Here is a 21,935-nt window from a genome sequence, read left to right as displayed (position 1 = left end):
CCGCGCGATGCGGGTCCTGAAAAGGTGCCGTTGCGTGGGGCTGCATTTCAAGAGATTCGTGGTCTTTGCTCATGACCTGCTGTGGACAGCGGTGGCGGTCGTGCTTGCGTACTGGCTGCGTTTCAATTTCGGCGAAGTGCCGGCGCAGAACATGTCTGGGTTCCTGGCCTTCCTGACAGTCGCGGTCCCGGTACACGCTGGCGCCTTCCTGGTCTTCGGTTGCTATCGCGGTGTCTGGCGCTTTGCGTCCATTCCGGATTTCCTGCGGATTTTTTCGGCCGTGGCCTGCGGTGTGCTGGTCACCACCCTGGCCCTGTTCCTTTACAACCGCATGGCCGAGATCCCTCGCACCGTGCTGGTGCTGTACCCGATCTTCCTGCTGGCAGGTGTCAGTGGTGCGCGCGTGTTCTATCGCGCCATTGTCGATCATGGTCTGCGGCTGGATTTCGATTCACGACCCCGGGCGGTCATCGTCGGCGGCGGGCGCGCTGGCGAAATCCTGGTCCGCGAACTGAGCCGCAACGGTGCGTTCCGACCGGTGGCAATCCTGGATGACGATCCCCGCAAGCAGGGCCAGGAGCTTCACGGCGTCCGCATTCGCGGCCGGATCGACCAGTTGCCCGCAATTACCGAGAATCATCGTGCGGACATGGTGCTCATTGCCATGCCGAGTGCGAACGCCAAGCTGTTGAACCGGATAGTCAGCCTGTCCATCGAAAGCAAGGTGCGCGTGGCGACCTTGCCGTCCTTGAGCGAGCCGGAAGCGGTGCACGGATATTCCAGCAAGCTCAGGCCGATCACCGTCGAGGACCTGCTCGGTCGCGAATCGATCAATCTCGACGACACCGACATCGACAGTGTCGTCTCTGGCCATTCGATCATGGTCACCGGCGGTGGTGGTTCCGTCGGCTCGGAGCTCTGTCGCCAGCTGGCAGCTCGCAAGCCGAAGCGCCTGGTGGTTTTCGATCATGCCGAGTTCAATCTCTATCGCATCGAGATCGAATTGAAGAAGCAGTTCCCGGATGTCGATATCCAGGCCGTGCTGGGCAGCGTGATCGATGCCACTCGTGTCGACAGCTGCATGCGTCGCAATGCGATCGAGATGGTGTTCCACGCGGCTGCCTACAAGCACGTGCCCATCGTGGAAGAGAATCCCTGCGAAGGCGTGCGGAACAACGTGCTCGGTACCCGCACGGTGGCCGATTGCGCCATTCGCAACAACGTGAAGAAATTCATCCTGATTTCCACCGACAAGGTGGTCAATCCGTCCAGCATCATGGGTGCCACCAAGCGGGCGGCGGAGCTGTATTGCCAGAGTCTCGGCAATGCTGCCGGCACGCAGTTCATCACTACCCGCTTTGGCAACGTGCTCGGCTCCTGCGGTTCGGTCGTGCCCCTGTTCGAGAGCCAGATCGCGGCGGGTGGACCGGTGACCGTGACCGATCCGGGGGTGACGCGTTACTTCATGACCATCGCCGAGGCGGCCGGGCTGATCCTGCAGGCCAGCGTGACCGGCAAGGGCGGCGAAGTGTTCGTGCTCGACATGGGCGAGCCTGTCTCCATCCTGCACATGGCCGAGACCATGATCCGTCTGTACGGCAAGATTCCGGGCAGCGAGATTCCCATCACCTTCACGGGCCTGCGACCGGGCGAGAAGATGCACGAGGACCTGTTCTACGATTTCGAGGATCGGGTTGGCACGGCGCATCCCAAGTTGCTGCTGGCGCAAAGCGCCGGGCTGGATACCGAACGACTGGATGACGCGCTGCAGCGCATGGAGTCTGCGGTGGCCGAGAACGACCCGGTCCTGTGCCTCGAGGCCCTGCGGAACCTGGTACCCACTTTCCACACGCCGCCGGGCAATATGGACCGTCTCAAGGATCCTGCAGCCGAGGCGGCCTCGCTCCGGGTGGTCAAGTAAGGGCTCTCCAGCATGGACCGGCTTGCCCGCCGCTTGCTACAATTCCGCTCTTGATTTCAACGAGTTAGCGCAAATGCCCGGGAAGCTCTACGTCCAGACCTACGGATGCCAGATGAACGAGTACGATTCGGCCAAGATGCTGGACGTGCTGGCGGATTCCCATGGCCTGGAAACGACCGATGACCCGGCCGCTGCCGACGTCATCCTGCTGAATACCTGCTCCATCCGCGAAAAGGCGCAGGAGAAGGTCTTTTCCCAGCTGGGCCGCTGGAAGGACTGGAAGGCCGAGAAGCCGGACCTGGTGATTGGTGTCGGTGGTTGCGTGGCCTCCCAGGAGGGTGAAGCCATTATCGAGCGCGCACCGTTCGTGGACCTGGTGTTCGGCCCGCAGACCATTCATCGCCTGCCAGTCATGCTGGACGATGTGCGCAAGAAGCGCGAATCAGTCGTGGATATCAGTTTCCCCGAGATCGAGAAATTCGATCACCTGCCCGCACCGCGTTCGGAAGGTGCGACTGCCTTCGTGTCGATCATGGAAGGCTGCTCCAAGTACTGCACGTTCTGCGTGGTCCCCTACACCCGTGGCGAGGAAGTCAGCCGACCTTTCGATGATGTCATCGCCGAGGTGGCCCAGCTGGCCGAGCAGGGCGTCAAGGAAATCACCTTGCTGGGCCAGAACGTCAACGGCTACCGCGGCGAAATGAATGACGGCACGCTCTGCGACCTGGCGCTGCTGATTCGCTTCGTGGCCGAGATCGATGGTGTCGAGCGCATTCGCTTCACGACGTCGCACCCGCTGGAATTTTCCGACAGCCTGATCGAGGCATACCGGGACGTGCCGAAACTGGCCAGTTACCTGCACCTGCCGGTGCAGTCCGGTTCCGATCGCATCCTGGCCGGCATGAAGCGTGGTCACACGGTGCTCGAGTTCAAGCAGAAGTTGCGCAAGCTGCGTGAAGCGCGCCCGGGAATTTCCCTGTCGTCCGATTTCATCGTCGGTTTCCCCGGCGAGACGGACAAGGACTTCGAGCAGACCATGAAGCTGATCGAGGATGTGAAATTCGACCAGGCCTTCAGCTTCATCTACTCGGCACGCCCGGGCACGCCGGCGGCCTCCTTCGAGGACGATGTCGCGCACGAGACCAAGCAGCAACGCCTGAAGATCCTGCAAAGCCGCATCATCCAGTTCAACCAGGAATACACGGAACAGATGGTGGGCACGACCCAGCGCGTGCTGGTCGAGCGTCCGTCCACCAAGAACGCCGAGGAACTTGCCGGCCGCACCGACAACAATCGCTGGGTCAACTTTGCCGGCCCGGCTTCCTTGATCGGCCAGTTCGTCGATCTCGAGATCACCGCGCGCATGCCGAACTCCCTGCGTGGCCGACTGGTGGGCGATGCTGCTCGCCAGACTGCCTGACGCCTGCTTCTCGAGCATTCAATGACTGATTCCCTGCATACCATCGACATCCTTCTGACGCCCGAAGACAACGAGCGTCTGGCCATGCTATGTGGTCCCTTTGACGAGCACCTGCGACAGATCGAGCGACGTCTCGGTGTCGAGATCAGCAACCGTGGTGCCAGCTTCCGCGTGATCGGCGAAGCGGTGGCCGCGAATACCACGGCAGAGCTGCTGAAGGATCTCTACGCCGACACGCGCAAGGACGAGATCGATCCCGAGCAGGTGCACCTGGCCATCCAGGAAGCCGAGGTCGATGGCAAGCGCAAGGCGCCGGCCGACCAGCCGGACGTGGTCGTGCACACCAAGCGCGGCCCGATTCGCGGGCGTGGTCCTTCGCAGCGCAGCTACATGGCCAGCATTCGTGATCACGATCTGTCGTTCGGTATCGGTCCGGCAGGCACCGGCAAGACCTACCTTGCAGTCGCCAGCGCTGTCGAAGCGCTGGAACGCAGCGAAGTGCGACGCCTGGTACTGGTGCGCCCGGCGGTGGAAGCGGGCGAGAAGCTCGGTTTCCTGCCCGGCGACATGAGCCAGAAGGTCGATCCCTACCTGCGGCCCATGTACGACGCGCTGTACGAAATGATGGGCTTCGACAAGGTCGCTCGCTTGATCGAGCGGCATGTCATCGAGGTCGCACCACTGGCGTTCATGCGCGGCCGCACCCTGAACGAGTCCTTCATCATTCTCGACGAGGCACAGAACACGTCCATCGAGCAGATGAAAATGTTCCTGACCCGCATCGGTTTCGGATCGCGTGCAGTGGTCACCGGTGACGTCACCCAGGTCGACTTGCCGCGCGGCCAGGTCTCAGGCCTGCGCCATGCCATCGAAGTGCTGAAGGATGTCGACGGGGTGAGTTTCAATTTCTTCTCGGCCCAGGATGTCGTGAGGCATTCGCTGGTGCAGCGCATCGTGCAGGCATACGACGCCGGCGAGAAATCCTGATGAACCTGGCACTCGAGATCCAGCCGGAGGTCGAGAGCGCGGCGCTGCCGACACCTGCCCGTTTCGAGCGCTGGGCTGGCGAGGCGCTGGCGGATCTTGGTGCCGGGTGCGAACTGTCGATCCGCATCGTTGGCGAGGACGAGGGTCGCGAGCTGAACAGGACCTACCGGCAGAAGGATTACCCGACCAACGTCTTGAGCTTCCCTGCAGACATCGACGAACTGCCGGCGGCAGTGCGCGAGGCACTGGAATCGGTGCCGCTGGGTGACCTTGTCATCTGTGCGCCCGTGGTGGCGCGCGAGGCGGGCGAGCAGGGCAAGCCGCTCGATGCCCACTGGGCTCACCTGGTAGTACACGGTTGCCTGCACCTGCTGGGCCATGATCACGAGAACGATGCCGAGGCCGAGGCCATGGAATCGCTTGAAACCGCCATTATGGGCCGCTTAGGCTATCCAGACCCCTATCTTGAGGAAGCATGACCATCATGTCTGACGATCACCCTCCGAGTAGCAATCACCCGGAAAGCGGGCTCAAAGGCTGGCTGGGCCGCCTTGGCAGCGCATTCACGGGTGAACCCCGCGATCGGGACGACCTGATCGAAGTCCTGCAGGATGCCCAGCAACGCGAAATGTTCGATGCCGATGCCCTGGCCATGCTGGAAGGCGTGCTGCAGGTCACGGACATGCAGGTGCGCGATGTCATGGTGCCGCGTTCGCAAATGGTTGTTGTCGAGCGCGACTGCTCGCTCGAAACCGTGCTGCCGACCATCATCGAATCCGGTCACTCCCGTTATCCCGTGATTGGCGAGAGCCGTGACGAGGTGCTCGGCATCGTACTGGCCAAGGACCTGTTGCGCTACTGGGTGGAAAATCCGGGCAGCTTCAATGTTCGCGAGTACGTGCGACCGGCGACGTTCATTCCAGAGTCCAAACGCTTGAACGTGCTGTTGAAGGAGTTCCGTGGCAGTCGCAATCACATGGCCATCGTGGTCGACGAGTATGGCGGTGTTGCCGGGCTCGTGACGATCGAGGACGTGCTCGAGCAGATCGTTGGCGAGATCGACGACGAGCATGACGTCGAGGAAGATGCCACCATCATCAAGCACAACGACTCCCGCTGGACGGTGCGCGCGCTGACACCGATCGATGACTTCAATGACTACTTCGATGCCGAGTTCAGCGACCAGGAGTTCGACACGGTTGGCGGACTGGTCATGAATGCCATCGGTCACCTGCCCAAGCGCGGCGAGGTGGTGGAGCTCGAGCCATTCCGTTTCAAGGTCGTGCGGGCCGACAATCGTCGCCTGCACCTGCTGGAAGTGAAGCGCATCGCGCGGCAGGAGAGCGAGTGACTTGAGGCTGCCGCACTTCATCGAAGCGCTGAGAAAAGAACAGCGGCTGGCTTTGCCAGCCGCTTTTGCGCTTGGTGGGCTGCTGGTCCTGGCCTTCGCGCCGTTCCACCTGTTTCCTCTCGCCGTGATCCTGCCGCTGGCCTTGCTATGGCTGATCGACGGGCAGTCGCCACGGGTTGCAGCCTGGCGCGGATTTGCTTTCGGTTTCGGCCTGTTCGGCATCGGCATGCACTGGCTGTATATCAGCCTGCATGTCTATGGCAAAGCGCCCGTGATACTGGCTGTTTTCCTGATGATCTGCCTGGTGGCCTTGATGGCGGCGTACTACGCAGGTTTTGCATGGTTGTTGAATCGATACTGGCCTGCGGCACCTGGGCCGGCAGGAGTGAACTGGCGCCGCTACCTGCTGGCTGCGCCTGCCCTTTGGGTATTGCTTGAATACATGCGTGGCTGGTTTCTCAGCGGCTTTCCGTGGTTCAGCCTGGGTTACAGTCAGCTTGATACCTGGCTGGCGGGCTTCGCGCCGGTTGGCGGCGTTTTCATGGTTTCGCTGTTTGTCATGATGCTTGGTGGTGCGCTGTTGCTTTGCATTTCAAGCGGCCTGAAGTTCCGGGCTGCAGCCGCAGCTATCATGATGGCGATCCTTTCTGCCAGCTACTGGCTGCAGGCCGTGCAGTGGACGCATCCAACGGGCAATGCGATCAAGGTGGCCCTGGTGCAGGGGAACATTCCGCAGGACAAGAAATGGCTGCCGGAATATCGCCAGAGGACAATCGATACCTATCTCGACCTGACGCGCGACGTGCTGCATGACGCGGATCTGGTCATCTGGCCTGAAGCGGCAATTCCACTCCTGTATTCGCAGCTCGATGACACGCTGTTCATGCATATCGAGGATGAAATGCTTGCTCCCGAACAGCGCCTGGTAACCGGCGTTCTGGTGCATGACCGGGAGCGCGGCGTCTACTACAACAGCGCGGTCGTGATCGGAGGGGCAGAGCGGCGGTTCTATCACAAGCGCCACCTGGTGCCATTCGGAGAGTATTTCCCCGTTCCCGATTCGGTGCGCGAATGGCTGCGCCTGATGAACCTTCCCTACAGCGATTTCGAAGCTGGCGAAGGCGATAACAGGCTTGAGCTCTGGCCCGGCGTATCGGCAGCGATGCTGATCTGCTACGAAGCGGTTTTTGGTAGCGAGGCGATGGATGCCATGCCGGAGGCCGGTTTTGTCATCAATATTTCGAACGACGGCTGGTTCGGTGAGTCCATTGGTCCGAAGCAGCATTTCCAGATTACGCGCATGCGAGCAAAGGAAGCCGCGCGGCCATTGGTGCGGGTGACCAATACGGGCATCAGTGGCCTGTTGGCATTCGACGGCGGCAAGCTGCTGAGCATGCCGGTGTCCGAGACTGCAGCCGCAATGGCGAGCATCGAGCCCCGCACTGGAGGCTCGCCCTACGGTAGTCATGGCAACCTGGTGGTGTGGGCGACCTGCTTGCTGCTCGCCTTCAGCATGCCGAAGCGCAAGGATGCAAGCGCGTGAACGAGCGGCCTGTCATGTCGACCACAGACTTGCGCCGGCCGGTGACATGGCTGCTCGGCCTGTTGTTGCTGTTCCCCGTGCTGTCGTTGGTAGTGAGCAAGGCGGCCAGCGTCATTTTCACGCTGTTGGCACTGGCAGGAATCTACCTCGGGATTCGACGCAGCGGGCCGCGAATCGCTGGCGACCTGCTGGCGGTTCGCCGTGCCTTTGCGTCCTACTTCCTGGTGGGCCTGGTTCTCTACCTCATCCTGTTCATCGGCGACGAGCACACCGAGCTGGCAACCAAGCTGCTCGGCAGGGATATCCGCTTCCTGGTCGCGGGACTCGTGCTGGTGGCAATTGCCGTGGCGACCGCGCTGCCGCTTGCCAGCAGGAAGTGGCTGGATGCTTCCTTCATTGCCGGTGGCCTGCTGGTCGGCCTGGTGGCGATTGCGGAGGTGATGCTGGCATCGGGTCCGGCTCACCGTGCGTCGGGCGCCAGCATTTCCATCCTGTTCGGCCACTTGAGTGCGGCGTTTGCGATTTCGCTCGGGGTGCTTGGCCTGCATCGCCAGGGCCAGGCGCGCTTCCTGTTTTTCCTTGCTGCGTTCATGGCGGTTGTCGCCGTCATCCTGTCAGGCACCCGCGGCGCAGTCTTGTCGCTTTGCGTGCTGGCACTGCTTGCTGCTGTCCTCTGGAATCGCCTGTCCGTGCAGCGGTGGCTGGTTTCAGCAGGCCTGGCGCTGCTGGTCACCACGGCGCTGTGGATCAGCCCGGCTGGCCAGCGTATGGGCGAACGCCTCGCTGCGATGGACGCGGAGTTTTCGGCAAGCCTGGCGGCGCTGGAGTCGAGCGGCGAGACTGCTGCTTACAGGACGCTGGGTTGTGTCTCCGACCCGGTGGTCCTGCAGGGGATCGTCCGCAGGATCGATTTCATCGCGGCCGCACTGGAAGGCACGGGCGTCGCGACCGTATCGATTCCCGCAGCCGAGGCGCCGGTCGAGTGTTCGCAGGCCGGGCAGGTGCTGCAATTTACCAATGGCACCCGGACAGAGGTCGGGGCAAGAATGCCGGCCGCAGGCTACCATGCCGCAGGCCGTACCCTGCGATTCCTTGCCAGGGGGCAAGGCAAGTTGCTGATCCAGTTTTCCGGCAAGCTGCATAAGCAGTACATCTCCGGGGATGAGTGGCAAGCCGTCGAGTTCGGCCCGCTGGTCAGCGGCCGGGAGCTGATGTTCGTCGACATTCCGTCGCAGCAAAGCCTGCAATTGCTGCCGATACGTGATGCGGTTGCCGATTACCGCTTCGCGGGCCTCGACACCTCTGTCGGCCTGCGCTTGCAGCTCTGGCGCAGCGCTATCGAAGCCTTCCTGGCCCGGCCGCTGCTCGGCCTGGGGCCGGGTGGTCTCCGGGAGTCCTGGTCAAGGGCGATAGCGGCGGGCGAAATCAGTGCGAGGGTCGGCGAATTCGACCATGCCCACGGCGAGATCCTGACCGTGGCTGCCGAGCGTGGCATCCCGGGCTTGCTGAGCCTGCTGGCTGTCTACGCGGCGCCATTCTGGCTGTTCTGGCGTCGACGGGACGCGTACGGCCGGGCCGGCATGGCCTTTATTGGCGTCATTTTCATCTCCGGCCTGACCGAGACGATCTTCAATCACTCCCTCGGTATCACGTATTATTCGATGATGGTGCTGATCCTGGCGACGGCACCTCGCGAGGGCGGCCTCGACCGCCCGCTTGACCAGGCATCGCCAGCAATTTCCGGAAAATCATGAGCAAGCAAGCAACAGCGGCCGACAAGCCGGCGAAGAATTTCTATTGCCTTTCCATGTTCCCGTACCCCAGCGGCAAGCTGCACATGGGGCACGTGCGGAACTATGCCATCGGTGACGTGCTGACACGTTTCAAGAAGCTGCAGGGCTACGATGTGCTTCAGCCGATGGGTTGGGATGCGTTCGGCCTGCCGGCCGAGAATGCGGCGATCAAGAACAACGTGCCGCCGGCGAAGTGGACCTACGAGAACATTGCCTACATGCGCGGGCAACTGCAGGCATTGAACCTGGCGATTGACTGGGATCGCGAGCTGGCGACCTGCAACCCGGGTTATTACCGGTGGAACCAGTGGTTCTTCCTGCGCATGCGCGAAGCCGGCATTGCCTACAAGAAAACCGGCACGGTGAACTGGGATCCGGTCGACCAGACCGTCCTGGCCAACGAGCAGGTGGTCGATGGTCGCGGCTGGCGCACCGGCGCGCTGGTCGAGAAGCGCGAAATCCCGATGTATTACCTGAACATCACGCGGTATGCCGACGAGCTGCTGGACAGCCTCGACACGCTGGATGGCTGGCCGGATCGCGTCAAGGCAATGCAGGCCAACTGGATCGGTCGCAGCCACGGTTGTGACATCACCTTCCCTTGTGCGCAGGGTGACATCGAGGTCTACACCACGCGTCCCGATACCCTGATGGGTGCGACCTATCTAGCCGTTGCTGCCGAGCATCCGCTGGCCATGAAGGCTGCCGAAGCCGATGCCGACATCAAGGCTTTCGTCGATGAATGTCGACGTGGCGGCACGACGGAGGCCGAGCTGGCAACCCAGGAAAAGAAGGGCATGCCGCTGGGTATCGAGGCCGAGCACCCGCTGACCGGCGAAAAGCTGCCGGTATGGGTCGCGAATTACGTGCTGATGAATTACGGCTCGGGTGCGGTGATGGCCGTGCCGGCACACGACGAGCGCGATTTTGCCTTCGCCAACAAGTACGACTTGCCGATCAAGCAGGTCGTTGCGGTCGATGGCCATGCCGATTACGACAGCGAGAACTGGCAGGACTGGTATGTCAGCAAGGAAAACTCGCAGCTGGTGAATTCGGGCGATTTCGACGGCCTCGGTTTCCGTGATGGCTTCGACGCCATTGCTGCCGCACTGGAGAAAAAGGGCCTCGGCAAGCCGCGCACCAATTACCGCCTCCGCGACTGGGGCATTTCGCGCCAGCGTTTCTGGGGTTGTCCGATTCCGCTGATCCATTGCGACGACTGTGGCGAAGTGGCAGTGCCGGATGACCAGTTGCCGGTGAAACTGCCGGAGGACCTGGTGCCGGATGGCAGTGGCAATCCGCTGGCAAAGCATGCCGACTTCATCAATGTCGATTGCCCGAAGTGCGGCCAGCCGGCGAGGCGCGAGACCGACACCATGGATACCTTCGTGGATTCGTCCTGGTACTTCATGCGCTATGTCTGTCGCGACAATCCGGATGCCATGGTGGACGAACGGGTCGACGACTGGCTGCCGGTGGACCAGTACATCGGTGGCATCGAGCACGCCATTCTCCACCTGCTGTACGCGCGCTTCTGGACCAAGGCAATGCGCGATCTCGGCTACTGCAAGGTGGACGAACCGTTCGCGCGCCTGATGACGCAAGGCATGGTCCTGAACCATGTGTTCTATCGCAAGGGTGGCGAGGGCCAGATCGAGTACTACCCGCCGGCGGATGTCGAGCTGGCTCGGAACGACAAGGGCGAAGTCATCTCTGCAGTGCTGAAGGCCGACGGCAAGCCGGTCGAGTACGACGGCATGGGTACCATGTCGAAGTCCAAGCTGAATGGCGTCGATCCTCAGCAGATGATCGATGCGCATGGCGCGGACACGGTCAAGCTGTTCATGCTGTTTGCGGCACCACCCGAACAATCCCTTGAATGGTCGGATGCCGGCATCGATGGCGCGGCGCGTTTCATCAAGCGCCTGACGCGCGCGGTCGAGGAGCATCTCGACTCCGGTGCGGCTGCGCCAATCGATTCGACGCAACTCGCCGATGCCGGCAAGACCCTGCGTCGCCAGGTGCACCAAACCATCGGCAAGGTGACGAACGACATCGGCCATCGCCTGGTCTTCAATACCGCGATTGCGGCGACCATGGAACTGTTGAACAACGTCAACAAGTTCGATGTGTCAACCGACAATGATCGCGCCGTGCGTCATGAAGCGCTGGATGCCATCGTGCGCCTGCTCGGGCCTATCATTCCGGACACGGCCGAACAGCTTGCGATCAAGCTGGGTCATGACAGCCTGCTCGCCGCCGGCTGGCCGGAAGTCGACGAGTCCGCGCTGCAACGCGACTCCATCGAACTGGTCGTGCAGGTCAATGGCAAGGTGCGTGGCAAGGTCCAGGTTGCGGCTGACGCGGCCAAGGATGTCATCGAGGCAAGCGCACTGGAAGACGCCAACGTCCAGCGCTTTACCGAGGGCAAGACCATCCGCAAGGTGATTGTCGTACCGGGTCGCCTGGTCAACGTGGTGGCTACCTGATGTCCTGGCCGATGCGCAGCATGGTGATACTGTTGCTTGCCGCATGCGCGGCCTGCGGTTTCCACTTGCGCGGCGAACTGCCGTTGCCCGTCGAGATGCAGCAGACGTATCTTGACTATCGTGGCTCGGACACCGATGTCCGGCGCGTGCTGGCGCGCATCCTCGGCAAGAACGGCGTGACGGTGGTCCGCTCGCGCGGCGAAGCGACCGCGATCCTGCGAATCCTCCGTGCCACTGTCGAGCAGGAAGTGATTTCCAAGAACATCGATGGCAGGCCCACCGAATACCGGATAACCGCGAAATGGTCCATTCGTCTTTCGCTGGCGGATGGCAGCAGGAGCGGCGAAATCCTGACCGCCGAGCAGGACACCGTGCTTAGCCTGGATCCCACGGATCCCCTCGGCGCACGCGTTGCCCGCGATGAAGCGGCCAGTGACTTGCGCAAAAGGGTGGCCCGGCAGGTGCTCGAGCGCCTGGCGGCGACCGGATTGCCGGCAGCGGCGGACTGAGCCGGTGAAGCTTTATCCGGACAGCCTCGATGGGCACCTCGCCGGCAACCTGCTGCCGGTCTACCTGCTGGCGGGCGACGAGCCCTTGCAGGTGGAAGAAGCAGCCGATGCGATTCGGGCTGCTGCCCGCGCCCAGGGATACGACTCACGCGAAGTCTTTTTCACCGATCGCCATTTCGACTGGAATGCCATCCATGCGGCTGGCAGCGCCATGTCGCTGTTCGCTGAACGTCGCTTGCTGGAAATTCGCCTGCCCACCGGTCGTCCCGGTGATGCCGGTGGCAAGGCCTTGATCGAGCTGGCGGAGAACCCGCCCGAGGATACGGTGGTGTTGATCATCAGCAGCGCGAAGGTCGACAAGAAGGTCAAGTGGGTCAAGGCGGTGGAAAAGTCTGGCGGACTGCTGGAAAGCTGGTCGCTGGACCCGAAGCAACTGCTCGCCTGGATCAGCAAGCGCCTGTCGGCCGCCGGACTGGTTGCCGATCCGGAAGCGGCTCGCCTGCTGGCGGAACGGGTGGAGGGCAACCTGCTGGCTGCCAAGCAGGAAATCGACAAGCTGGCCTTGCTGGTCGGCCAGGATAACGACGGCAAGGCAGATGCAGAGGCCGTTCGCGACGCCGTGGCCAACAGCGCCAGGTTCAATGTCTTTCTTTTGTCGGATGCCGCGCTGGCAGGTCGGCCCGATCGCGCCTTGCGAATTGTCGACGGTCTGCGCGAGGAGGGCACCGATCCCGTCCTGCTGGTCTGGTCCCTGACGCGGGACATCCGCGCCCTGACCGACATGGCATTTCGCCTGGCAAAGGGTGAACCAGCCAGCCGCCTGACGTCGCGCGTCTGGCCGAAAAGCCGCGGGCCGCTGTTTGAAAAGGCCCTGCAACGCATCAGTCACCGGCAGTGGAACGATCTGCTGCTGGAAGCGGCGCTGGCAGATCGCAGCGTCAAGGGCATGGGTGCTGCCAGCGGCAAGGAAGCGGTATGGGCCGCTGTCCAAAGACTGACAGCGCGCCTTGCGGGCGCTTCTCTTGATACCATGCCGGCATGAGCCAGATGAGACTGGGCGTTTTCGGCGGCATGTTCGATCCCGTGCACCACGGCCACTTGCGGCCTGCACTGGAAGTGGCCGAGCAGGCACGTCTCGACCATGTCCGGCTGCTGCCCTGCGCCATACCGCCGCATCGCGACATACCCAGCGCCACGGCCGAACAGCGCCGAGACATGCTGGAACTGGCGGTGGCGGACTACGACATGTTCAGCGTCGATTCTCAGGAACTGGAGCGCAGTGGTACCTCCTATACCATCGACACGCTCGAGAGCCTGAGGGCCGAACTGCCCGAGGCGATGCTGGTCCTGATGCTCGGCGAGGATGCCTTTGCCGGCCTGCACCGCTGGCATCGCTGGCAGGAGATTTTCTCGCTGGCGCAGGTTGTCATCATGCGCCGGCCCGGCGGCACGGAAGAATTCGATGCTGCCATCGACCAGGAACTGAGCGCCCGCCGTTGCCCGATTGCCGACCTGCCAGGCAAGGATCGGGGTGCCATTGCGATGGCCGAGGTTACGCCCTTGCAGATTTCCTCCACCCTGATCAGGCATGTTGTCGGGCGGGGCGAGGATCCCGGCTTCCTGGTGCCGGAGCCGGTTGCGCGCTACCTGCGCGAAAAGCGAATTTACTGAAGGAATGAAAATGAAACCCGAAGCTCTGAAAAGCCTGGTGACCGAAGCCCTTGAAGACATGAAGGCGCAGAACATTGTCGCGATCGATGTGCGGGGCAAGACAGCCATTACCGATTTCATGGTGATTGCGACCGGCACCTCGGATCGTCACGTCAAGGCGCTGGCCGACAGTGTTCTCAAGGAAGCGAAGGATGCCGGTGTGAAACCGCTGGGTATCGAGGGCGAGCGCGATGCCGAGTGGGTATTGATCGACCTGAACGATGTCATTGTTCACACCATGACCGCGGATGTGCGTGACTTTTACGGCCTGGAAAAACTCTGGTCTGTCGATGGCGAGACAAAGCAAGAAGACAGCAAGGCCTGATGAAACTCCGGATGCTCGCCGTTGGCCAGAAAATGCCTGCCTGGGTGACGGCCGGATACGACGAATACGCGCATCGCATGCCGCCGGACTGCCGGCTGGAACTGACGGAAATCCCCCTGGGTCAGCGGTCCAAGTCACAGCCGGTCGAACGCGCCATGGCGGCCGAGGCCGACAAGCTGCTGGCTGCCGTGGGCGAGCGTGATCGCCTGATTGCGCTGGATGTCACCGGCAAGTCGTGGCGCACGGAGCAGCTCGCCACCCAGCTCGCCGAGTGGCGCCAGGACGGTCGTGATGTCTGTTTCGCCATCGGCGGCCCGGACGGGCTGGCCCGGTCGGTGCTGGATCGGGCCGAGCGCCGCTGGTCCTTGTCGGCCCTGACCCTCCCGCATCCGCTGGTGCGCATCGTGCTGGCGGAACAGCTGTACCGGGCCTGGAGCATCCTGGCCAACCACCCCTATCACCGGGCCTGACGGCATGGATCACGCTGCCGAGCCCGAGCTGGTTCTCGCCTCCGCGTCGCCGCGCCGCTCCGAATTGCTGGCGGGCCTCGGCCTGCGCTTCAGCCAGCAGGCAGCCGATATCGACGAACGCTGGCAGCCCGGCGAGTCGCCCGAGCATTACGTCGAGCGGCTGGCGCTGGAAAAGGCCCGGGCCATTGCCGTTGACTGTCCCGCCGCTGTCGTGCTGGGCTCGGACACCACGGTGGTGCTGGATGGGGAGCCCTTGGGCAAGCCGGCCGACGAGGCCGAGGCCTGCGCCATGCTGGCTGCCTTGTCGGGTCGCGAGCACGAGGTGCTGACAGCCATTGCTGTCGTCGGCCAGCAAGGCGAAAAGTCCCGGGTTGTGGCCACCAAAGTCCGTTTTCGTCCATTGTCTGAGGCGGAAATCCGGGCATACTGGAGGTCCGGCGAGCCCGCCGACAAGGCAGGTGCCTATGGCATCCAGGGGCTCGCGGCGATTTTCGTGGAGCGCCTCGAGGGCAGCTACAGCGCGGTCGTAGGACTGCCGCTGGCCGAAACCGCCGCACTGCTGAAGGAATTCGAAATTACGGTGCTGGCCTGAGCTGACGGGCCTCGTCCGCGTCCCGGCAGGGGCGTGGCAGGCTGCCCGGTTCTCCCGGCACCGGGGACGGAAGGCAAAATGGAAATCCTGATCAACGTGACGCCGCGCGAAACGCGTGTCGCGCTGGTGGAAAACGGCATGCTGCAAGAGGTCTTGATCGAGCGTGCCCAGAAGCGTGGCCTGGTCGGCAACATCTATCGTGGCAAGGTTTCGCGGGTGCTGCCCGGCATGCAGGCTGCGTTCATCGAAATGGGCCTGGAACGCACGGCCTTCCTGCATGCCTCGGATATCGCCAAGCTGGCATATGCCGGTGAAGAGGCCGAGGCCGACAACAAGCCGGCGGACATTCGCGACCTGTTGCACGACGGCAAGGAATTGCTGGTGCAGGTCCTGAAGGATCCGCTCGGCAGCAAGGGCGCCCGGCTTACCACTCACATCTCCATACCGTCGCGCTACCTGGTCTACCTGCCGGGTGGCAGTGGTGTTGCGCTGTCGGCGCGCATCGAGGACGAGGACGAACGCGCTCGCCTGAAGGAGGTCGTCACCACCTGCCTGGAGCACGAGGACAATCCGGAAGGCGGTTACATCGTGCGCACGGCCGGCGAGGGTGCCAGCCTGGATGCCATCCGCGCCGACATGCTGTTCCTCAATCGCTTGTGGGAATCCATCAGGGAGCAATCACCATCGGCCAAGCCGGGTACCTTGATCCATGGCGACCTGCCCTTGCCTGTGCGCATCCTGCGCGACCTGCTCGATTCCAATGTGGAGAAAGTCCGGGTCGATTCGCGCGAGACCTTTGCCAGCATGCAGGCGTTCACCGAGCACTTCATTCCTGACATGGCGTCGAGGGTGGAGCTTTATGCCGGCGAGCGGCCGATTTTCGATTTCTACAACATCGAGGACGAGATCAAGCGGGCGCTGGACAAGAAAGTGCCATTGAAATCGGGTGGCTACCTGATCATCGACCAGACCGAGGCCATGACCACCGTCGATGTGAACACCGGCGGTTATGTGGGACATCGCAATCTCGAGGAAACCATCCTCAAGACCAATCTCGAGGCAGCCCAGGCGATTGCCCGCCAGCTGCGTCTGCGCAACCTCGGCGGCATCATCATTCTCGATTTCATCGACATGGAAGTGGCCGAACACAAGGAGATGGTGTTTGCGGCGCTGGAGAAGGCGCTGGAAGCAGACCATGCCAAGACCCAGGTTACCGAACTGTCGCGGCTCGGGCTGGTCGAAATGACCAGGAAACGGACCCGCGAGAGTCTCGAGCACGTGTTGTGCCAGCCATGTCCGACCTGCGAAGGCCGCGGTTCGATCAAGACACCGGAAACCGTCTGCTATGACATTTTCCGCGAAGTGATTCGCGAGACGCGCCAGTTCAAGGTGCAGGAGATCCTGGTGCTGGCGGCACAGGAAGTCATCGACATGCTGCTTGACGAGGAATCGACCAGCCTGGCCGAGCTGGAGGAATACATCGGCATTCCGATTCGCCTGCAGTCGGAGAATCTCTACTCGCCCGAGCAATTCGACGTGGTACCCATGTAGATCATGAACCCTGAGGCAGACAACAAGCGCGCGGCGCGTCGGCAGAAACTCGACCACTGGGGTCGACGCTTGTGGCGAATTTCGGCCACCGGTTTTGCCAGCCTGGTCATCGTGCTGGCTTTGTTGATCGGCATCCTGCGCTTCGTATCACCCCTGGTACCGGCCTGGACCGAGGATGCAGAAGCCCAGCTCAGTACTGCACTGGGTTTCCCCGTGCGCATCGAGGCGCTGGACCTCAGGTTCGACTGGATCCGTCCGGAGCTGGTGCTGACCGGTGTTGCCCTGCTGGACCCGGCGAGCGGCGAGGAGATCGTTGCGGCGGAAGCGCTGGGAGTGGTGATCAGTGCTTCGGACTTTCTCCATCTCGACGAGCTGCGGCCACATCGCATCAGGATCCTGGAGCTGCGAGCCACCGTGACGCTCGGTGATGATGGCGTGCGAGTCTCCAGCTACGCGCTGCCCGAGAGCGATGCGCCGGCCAGTGATTTCCGCGACATCCTGGAGCTGGCCCTGCGGCGAGCCAATGTCGAAATCATTGATGCCAACCTGCGCATTGTCGACCAGCGCAGTTCGGTTGGCAGCGGCATCGACAACTGGGAAGTGCGCAACATCGACCTGCATTTCCAGAGTGACGGTTCCCGACATTCCATCGACCTCGATCTCCTGCCGCCCGGCTTGCTGGGGGAGACCGTGTCGCTGTCCATCGACGCCACCGGTCCGCCACGAATGCCGGAAGACTGGGAGTGGCAGGCGGGTGTGGCCGTAACCCGTGTCGACATCGCACGCTTGCGGGAGCAGGTGCAGTGGCCCGGGCTGGGGCGCTTTTCCGGCGAGCTTTTCATCGACGGCACACTGGAAGGGCGTGGCATAGAGCGTCTCGGTGGCGAGGGGCGCTTCGAAGCCGGCAGCCTGCGGTTTGGCAGCGACCAGGATTCCGCATTCGCCAAGCTGGAAAGCATCGACCAGCTGGCTTTCGACTGGACCATCGAGCATGACAGCGAACGCAGCGGGATCGGCCTGGACGCGCTGGTGCTGGTCCGTGATCACGGCCGCTGGCCCGAAACGCATCTCAAGCTGGACTGGTTGCATCCGGCGGATGGCGAGCAACGCCTGTCGCTGGTCAGCCAGTACCTGTCGCTGGCCGAACTGGCGGTGATCGCCTCGGCGCTGCCACGCGGCAGGGACGAGCAGGACTGGACCATCTTTGACTGGATTGCCGCCGTGAATCCGGTCGGCCAGGTCAGCGAATTGATCATCGACATTCCGCTGGATGACCGGGAGGCCGACTGGCGAGTTGGTGGCGAACTGGAGAATTTCTCCATGACAGCGACGCGCGGCCTGCCCGGCATGGCGCGAGTCAGCGGCGAAGTTCATGGCACGCGCGACAGCGGCAACGTCGAGCTGACGGCCAACGACTCTGCGCTGCGCCTGCCGCGCCTGTTTCGCGAACCGCTGCCGATCCGGCAACTGGCATTGCAGCTCGACTGGCAACGCCAATTGGATGGATGGGAGCTGCACGCCCGGGATCTTCACGTGGTGACCCCGGCGGCCAGCGCCAGCGCCACGGGCAACGTGACGATAGCCGACGATGGCGAGGTCAGCGTCGATGTCGAAGCGATGGCTCGCGATGTCGACCTTGCACAGAAATCGGCCTATTTGCCTGTCGGCGTCATGAGCGATGCCCTCGTGACCTGGCTGGATCGCGGTGTGGTCGACGGCCATGTGCCGGAAGCGCGCCTGACCTGGCGCGGCCCGGTGAGCAGCTATCCCTATCGTGATGGCAAGGGTGTCTTCAACATCGCGTTCCAGATGCAGGACACCCGTATCGATTACGTGCCCGGGTGGCCGCGGCTGGACGGGCTGCAGGCCGATGTCGAGTTTTCCGGACCGTCGCTGCACATCGATATCCTCCAGGCACGCTCCATGGGCCTGGTGGTTGCGAATGGCGAGGCCAGCATTCCGGAGTTTCGTGACAAGCAGCTCGATATCAGTGCCGAGGTCGACATGGATCTCGGCGCCGCTTTCGAATTCATTCGCGCCACGCCGCTGGCGGACAAGTTGCGCGGCGTGACCGAATCGATGGAGGCGAGTGGCCCTTCGCGGGCCGCGCTGCGACTGGACATCCCGCTGGTGAAGGATTCGAAGGTGGGCATCGATATCGACCTGGACTTGCTGGGCGCAAGTCTCAAGCCGCATGTGCTGCCCTGGCCCGTCAGCGAGCTCCAAGGGCAGGTCTCGATCTCGGAAAGGCAAGCCAGTGCGTCGGGCATCGAGGGGCAGTTGCTCGAGCATCCCGTCACGCTGGCAATGACCACGGTGACGGATGATGAAGCTGCTGCGGGTATCCAGCAGGTCGAGATCACGGCCAGTGGCCGGGCCGCCGTTGCGCCGTTGGCCGAGTGGCTGCCGTCACACTGGGCTGCCGAGCTGGCGGGAAGCATCGATTTCGAAACGGATGTGGTCATACCGGTGCAGGCGGCGGGCGTCCCGACGGTCGATATCCGCACGGGCCTGGACCAGCTGGCCAGCAGCCTGCCGCATCCCCTGCAAAAGCCGGCCGGTGTGGCCTGGCCTGCGGACTTCCAGTTGCGGGCGATCGAGCCCGGTCATCTCGAGGTGGCCGGAATCATCACCGAGCGCCTGGCGACCCGCCTGCTGTTTCGTGACCTGCCAGTGGCAGGCGACGAAGCCGGCAGCTGGTTCCTTGAGCGAGGCCAGGTCAGGCATGGCAGCGAGGCGGCGCTGCCGGATCTGCCGGCCGAGCCGGGTGTTTTCATCGATGGCCGGGTGCCTCTGACCGAGCCGCTGGCCTGGGTCGAGCTGGAGCAAGCGCGGGAGGCGTCGGCATCGGGGCGCACCGAATTGCAGGCTGTTACCGTCGCGGCGGACAAGGTAAGGATCAAGGGCTTCGAATTTCCCGAGCAGTCGTTCGACTTTCGTCTCGGCGAGCAGGCCTGGACGATCGAGACCGAAGGCCCCGACCTGGCCGGGACCGTCACTGTCCCGCAAGGCGTGGCCGCGCCCGGCCGGGTCGTCCTGGACCTGGACCGGCTGGTCCTGCGCACCGAACCGGCCAGCGAGGAGCAGGACCCGCAGGCAGACGAGGTCGCCACCCCGGCAAGGGCCGAGCTGGATGGCACCGAATCCATGGCGGTCGATCCGCGCGTGCTGCCCGAAGTCGAACTCGACATTCGCGAACTGGTGATCGGGGATTACCGGTTCGGCCATGCCAAGGGCCGGCTGGAGCGCAGCAATATCGGCTATGTGACCACCGGCCTTGTGGCGCGCAGCCCGACCCATGACATGACGGTCAACGGTCGCTGGGAACGACTTGACGACGGCCATTACACATCGCTGCAGGCCGAGCTGGTCAGCACCGACCTGAAAAAGACCCTGACCGATTTCGGTTACCGCACCGGCCTGCACGCCAAGGATGCGAAGGCCGAGCTGGCATTGACCTGGCATGCGCCGCCCTTCGTGTGGCGACCGGAACGACTCAACGGCGAGGTCTCGCTGGATTTCAAGGATGGCAGCATCGACGAGGTCAACCAGGGTGCCGGGCGCCTGTTCGGCTTGCTCAGCCTGGGCGCCTTGCCGCGGCGCTTGATCCTGGATTTTTCGGACGTCTTCGAAGCCGGCCTGCCTTTCGATACCATGGAAGGTGATTTCGTGGTCAGCGATGGCTCGGCATACACCACCAACCTCCGGGTCAAGGGCCCGTCGATGGCTGCCCTGATGGTCGGTCGCACCGGCATTGCTGCCCAGGACTATGACCAGCTGGTCATTGTCGATCCCAATGTCAGTGGCAGCCTGCCCCTGGCCGGTGCGCTGGCGGCAGGACCCAACGTCGGAGCGGCCATCCTGGTGCTGGCGCAACTGCTGAAGGCACCGCTGGCCGATATCGCCCAGGTAAAATACCGGGTAACCGGAAGCTGGGACGAGCCGGTGATCACCGATGTGACCGAGGGCCGCCCCGCGGAAGGGCAGGCCACGCCGGCAGAGCAGTCGGACGAGCCCTCAAGCTCGACGCCTGCAGGAGAAGTGAGTGATGAAACAGAATCCGAATCGAATTGATCGCCTCGCGATTTGCCTGTTGTTGCTGCTTGCCACGGCACCGGCGACGGCCGGCACATACGAAGTGACCGCGGCCGACTGGTCGCGCCCGCGCAGCGCGGACATGGTGACTTCGCTGCCCGGCGTGGCCGAGGCGGTGCGCGAGTGGCACGCCCTGGAACAGCGTGACGGCAACGATGCCGGCGTCATCCTGCTGCGCCACGGTACCAGCGAGGAATCGTCCGTCTGGGCGGCCGAATTGAAGGACTGGCTGATTGCGCTCGGCCTGCCTGGCGAACGCGTGAGGCTGGAAATGGGTGGCGTCGACAACGATGTCATCGAGCTGGACGTGCGCAGCCGCCGATGAGCAACAAGCCGGTCTTAGCTGCCATCCAGATGACCTCCGGCCCGGAGCTGGCAGGCAACCTGAAAGTCGCCGGCGAATGGCTGCAGCGGGCGGCAGGGGAAGGCGCGAGCCTGGCCGTGCTACCGGAGTATTTTGCCCGGCTTGGCCTGCCCGAGCGCGACCGGGTGGCGTCGGCCGAGACTTTCGGCAGGGGCCCCGTCCAGGACTTCCTGGCCGAAACGGCGGCGCGGGAGAAGCTCTGGATTGTCGGTGGCAGCCTGCCGTTGCAAGGCGAGGCCTCCGAGCGGGCCTATGGCAGTTGCCTGGTGTATGACGATGCCGGGACATGCCGGGGGCGTTACGACAAGCGTTACCTGTTCGACGTGGCCCTGCCGGACAGTGACGAGCAGTACGCGGAGTCCGAGTGGACCATCCCCGGCGAGGGTACCGCGGTCATCGACACGCCCTTCGGGCGGCTCGGGCTGGCGATCTGTTACGATCTACGTTTCCCGGAGCTGTTCCGGGCCGAGGCCGCCGAGGGCGTGGATTTCTTTGCCCTGCCAGCGGCCTTCACCACGACCACCGGCGAGGCACATTGGGAAACCCTGTTGCGCGCCCGGGCGATCGAAAACCAGGCGCTGGTGGTTGCCGCTGCCCAGGTCGGGACGCATCCAAACGGGCGCAGGACCCATGGCCACAGCCTGGTTGTCGATGCCTGGGGTCGGGTACTCGCGGATGCCGGTGACCAGCCTGGCCTGGTGCTGGCGGAATTCGACACCGATCGGCAGGCCGACATCCGGCGTCGCTTTCCGGCGCTCGAGCATCGACGCCACTAATTCATTCGCTGACCGCATCGGTCGGCAGGTTCAGACAGG

Annotated in this window: 18 protein-coding genes; all 18 read left to right on the top strand. The window is 63.1% G+C overall.

Annotation, left to right across the window (positions count from 1 at the left end; genetic code table 11):
* The first annotated feature begins 34 nt into the window (after positions 1–34).
* The gene (locus R3217_03730) at positions 35–1,921 is read left to right on the top strand and encodes a nucleoside-diphosphate sugar epimerase/dehydratase (protein MDX1454545.1); all 1,887 of its coding nucleotides are present in this window, start codon (positions 35–37) and stop codon (positions 1,919–1,921) included.
* 73 nt (positions 1,922–1,994) lie between these two features.
* A complete protein-coding gene (gene miaB, locus R3217_03725; GenBank protein MDX1454544.1) occupies positions 1,995–3,341 on the top strand; it encodes a tRNA (N6-isopentenyl adenosine(37)-C2)-methylthiotransferase MiaB in 1,347 nt (448 codons plus the stop codon).
* Positions 3,342–3,362: 21 nt separating this feature from the next.
* Positions 3,363–4,328: a PhoH family protein gene (locus R3217_03720; protein MDX1454543.1), complete on the top strand. Its 966-nt coding sequence runs from the start codon at positions 3,363–3,365 to the stop codon at positions 4,326–4,328.
* A complete protein-coding gene (gene ybeY, locus R3217_03715) occupies positions 4,328–4,807 on the top strand; it encodes an rRNA maturation RNase YbeY (GenBank protein MDX1454542.1) in 480 nt (159 codons plus the stop codon). Before R3217_03720 ends, ybeY begins: the two co-directional genes overlap by 1 nt.
* Before the next feature lie 5 nt (positions 4,808–4,812).
* Entirely contained in the window at positions 4,813–5,679 is an 867-nt protein-coding gene (locus tag R3217_03710; GenBank protein ID MDX1454541.1) for an HlyC/CorC family transporter, read from the top strand.
* Position 5,680: 1 nt separating this feature from the next.
* Positions 5,681–7,222, top strand: coding sequence for an apolipoprotein N-acyltransferase (gene lnt / locus R3217_03705; GenBank protein MDX1454540.1), 1,542 nt, complete (start codon positions 5,681–5,683; stop codon positions 7,220–7,222).
* Positions 7,223–7,236: 14 nt separating this feature from the next.
* On the top strand, positions 7,237–8,976 hold the full coding sequence (locus R3217_03700; GenBank protein ID MDX1454539.1) for an O-antigen ligase family protein: 1,740 nt from the start codon (positions 7,237–7,239) through the stop codon (positions 8,974–8,976).
* Entirely contained in the window at positions 8,973–11,504 is a 2,532-nt protein-coding gene (gene leuS / locus R3217_03695) for a leucine--tRNA ligase (GenBank protein MDX1454538.1), read from the top strand. The genes R3217_03700 and leuS overlap by 4 nt, the downstream gene beginning before the upstream one ends.
* Positions 11,504–12,013, top strand: a complete 510-nt coding sequence (gene lptE, locus R3217_03690) for an LPS assembly lipoprotein LptE (protein MDX1454537.1) — start codon at positions 11,504–11,506, stop codon at positions 12,011–12,013. Before leuS ends, lptE begins: the two co-directional genes overlap by 1 nt.
* 4 nt (positions 12,014–12,017) lie before the next feature.
* A complete protein-coding gene (gene holA, locus R3217_03685; protein ID MDX1454536.1) occupies positions 12,018–13,055 on the top strand; it encodes a DNA polymerase III subunit delta in 1,038 nt (345 codons plus the stop codon).
* Complete coding sequence (gene nadD / locus R3217_03680; protein MDX1454535.1) at positions 13,052–13,684, top strand: nicotinate-nucleotide adenylyltransferase; 633 nt, start codon at positions 13,052–13,054, stop codon at positions 13,682–13,684. The genes holA and nadD overlap by 4 nt, the downstream gene beginning before the upstream one ends.
* A 10-nt stretch (positions 13,685–13,694) precedes the next feature.
* Positions 13,695–14,048, top strand: coding sequence for a ribosome silencing factor (gene rsfS, locus R3217_03675; protein MDX1454534.1), 354 nt, complete (start codon positions 13,695–13,697; stop codon positions 14,046–14,048).
* On the top strand, positions 14,048–14,518 hold the full coding sequence (gene rlmH / locus R3217_03670) for a 23S rRNA (pseudouridine(1915)-N(3))-methyltransferase RlmH (GenBank protein ID MDX1454533.1): 471 nt from the start codon (positions 14,048–14,050) through the stop codon (positions 14,516–14,518). Before rsfS ends, rlmH begins: the two co-directional genes overlap by 1 nt.
* Before the next feature lie 4 nt (positions 14,519–14,522).
* Positions 14,523–15,110 (top strand): Maf family protein, encoded by a 588-nt coding sequence (locus R3217_03665; protein ID MDX1454532.1) that lies wholly within the window; start codon positions 14,523–14,525, stop codon positions 15,108–15,110.
* Positions 15,111–15,188: 78 nt separating this feature from the next.
* Entirely contained in the window at positions 15,189–16,661 is a 1,473-nt protein-coding gene (gene rng / locus R3217_03660; GenBank protein ID MDX1454531.1) for a ribonuclease G, read from the top strand.
* A 3-nt stretch (positions 16,662–16,664) separates the two neighbouring features.
* The gene (locus R3217_03655) at positions 16,665–20,735 is read left to right on the top strand and encodes a YhdP family protein (protein ID MDX1454530.1); all 4,071 of its coding nucleotides are present in this window, start codon (positions 16,665–16,667) and stop codon (positions 20,733–20,735) included.
* On the top strand, positions 20,710–21,081 hold the full coding sequence (locus R3217_03650; GenBank protein MDX1454529.1) for a hypothetical protein: 372 nt from the start codon (positions 20,710–20,712) through the stop codon (positions 21,079–21,081). Before R3217_03655 ends, R3217_03650 begins: the two co-directional genes overlap by 26 nt.
* Complete coding sequence (locus tag R3217_03645) at positions 21,078–21,896, top strand: carbon-nitrogen hydrolase family protein (GenBank protein ID MDX1454528.1); 819 nt, start codon at positions 21,078–21,080, stop codon at positions 21,894–21,896. The genes R3217_03650 and R3217_03645 overlap by 4 nt, the downstream gene beginning before the upstream one ends.
* The last annotated feature ends 39 nt before the right edge of the window (positions 21,897–21,935 follow it).

The sequence above is a fragment of the Gammaproteobacteria bacterium genome (assembly GCA_033720895.1).
Lineage (GTDB): Bacteria > Pseudomonadota > Gammaproteobacteria > Natronospirales > JAJUFS01 > JAWWBS01.
The sequence above is the reverse complement of the archived record's forward strand: the minus strand, read 5'-3'. Positions and strand labels throughout refer to the sequence as shown.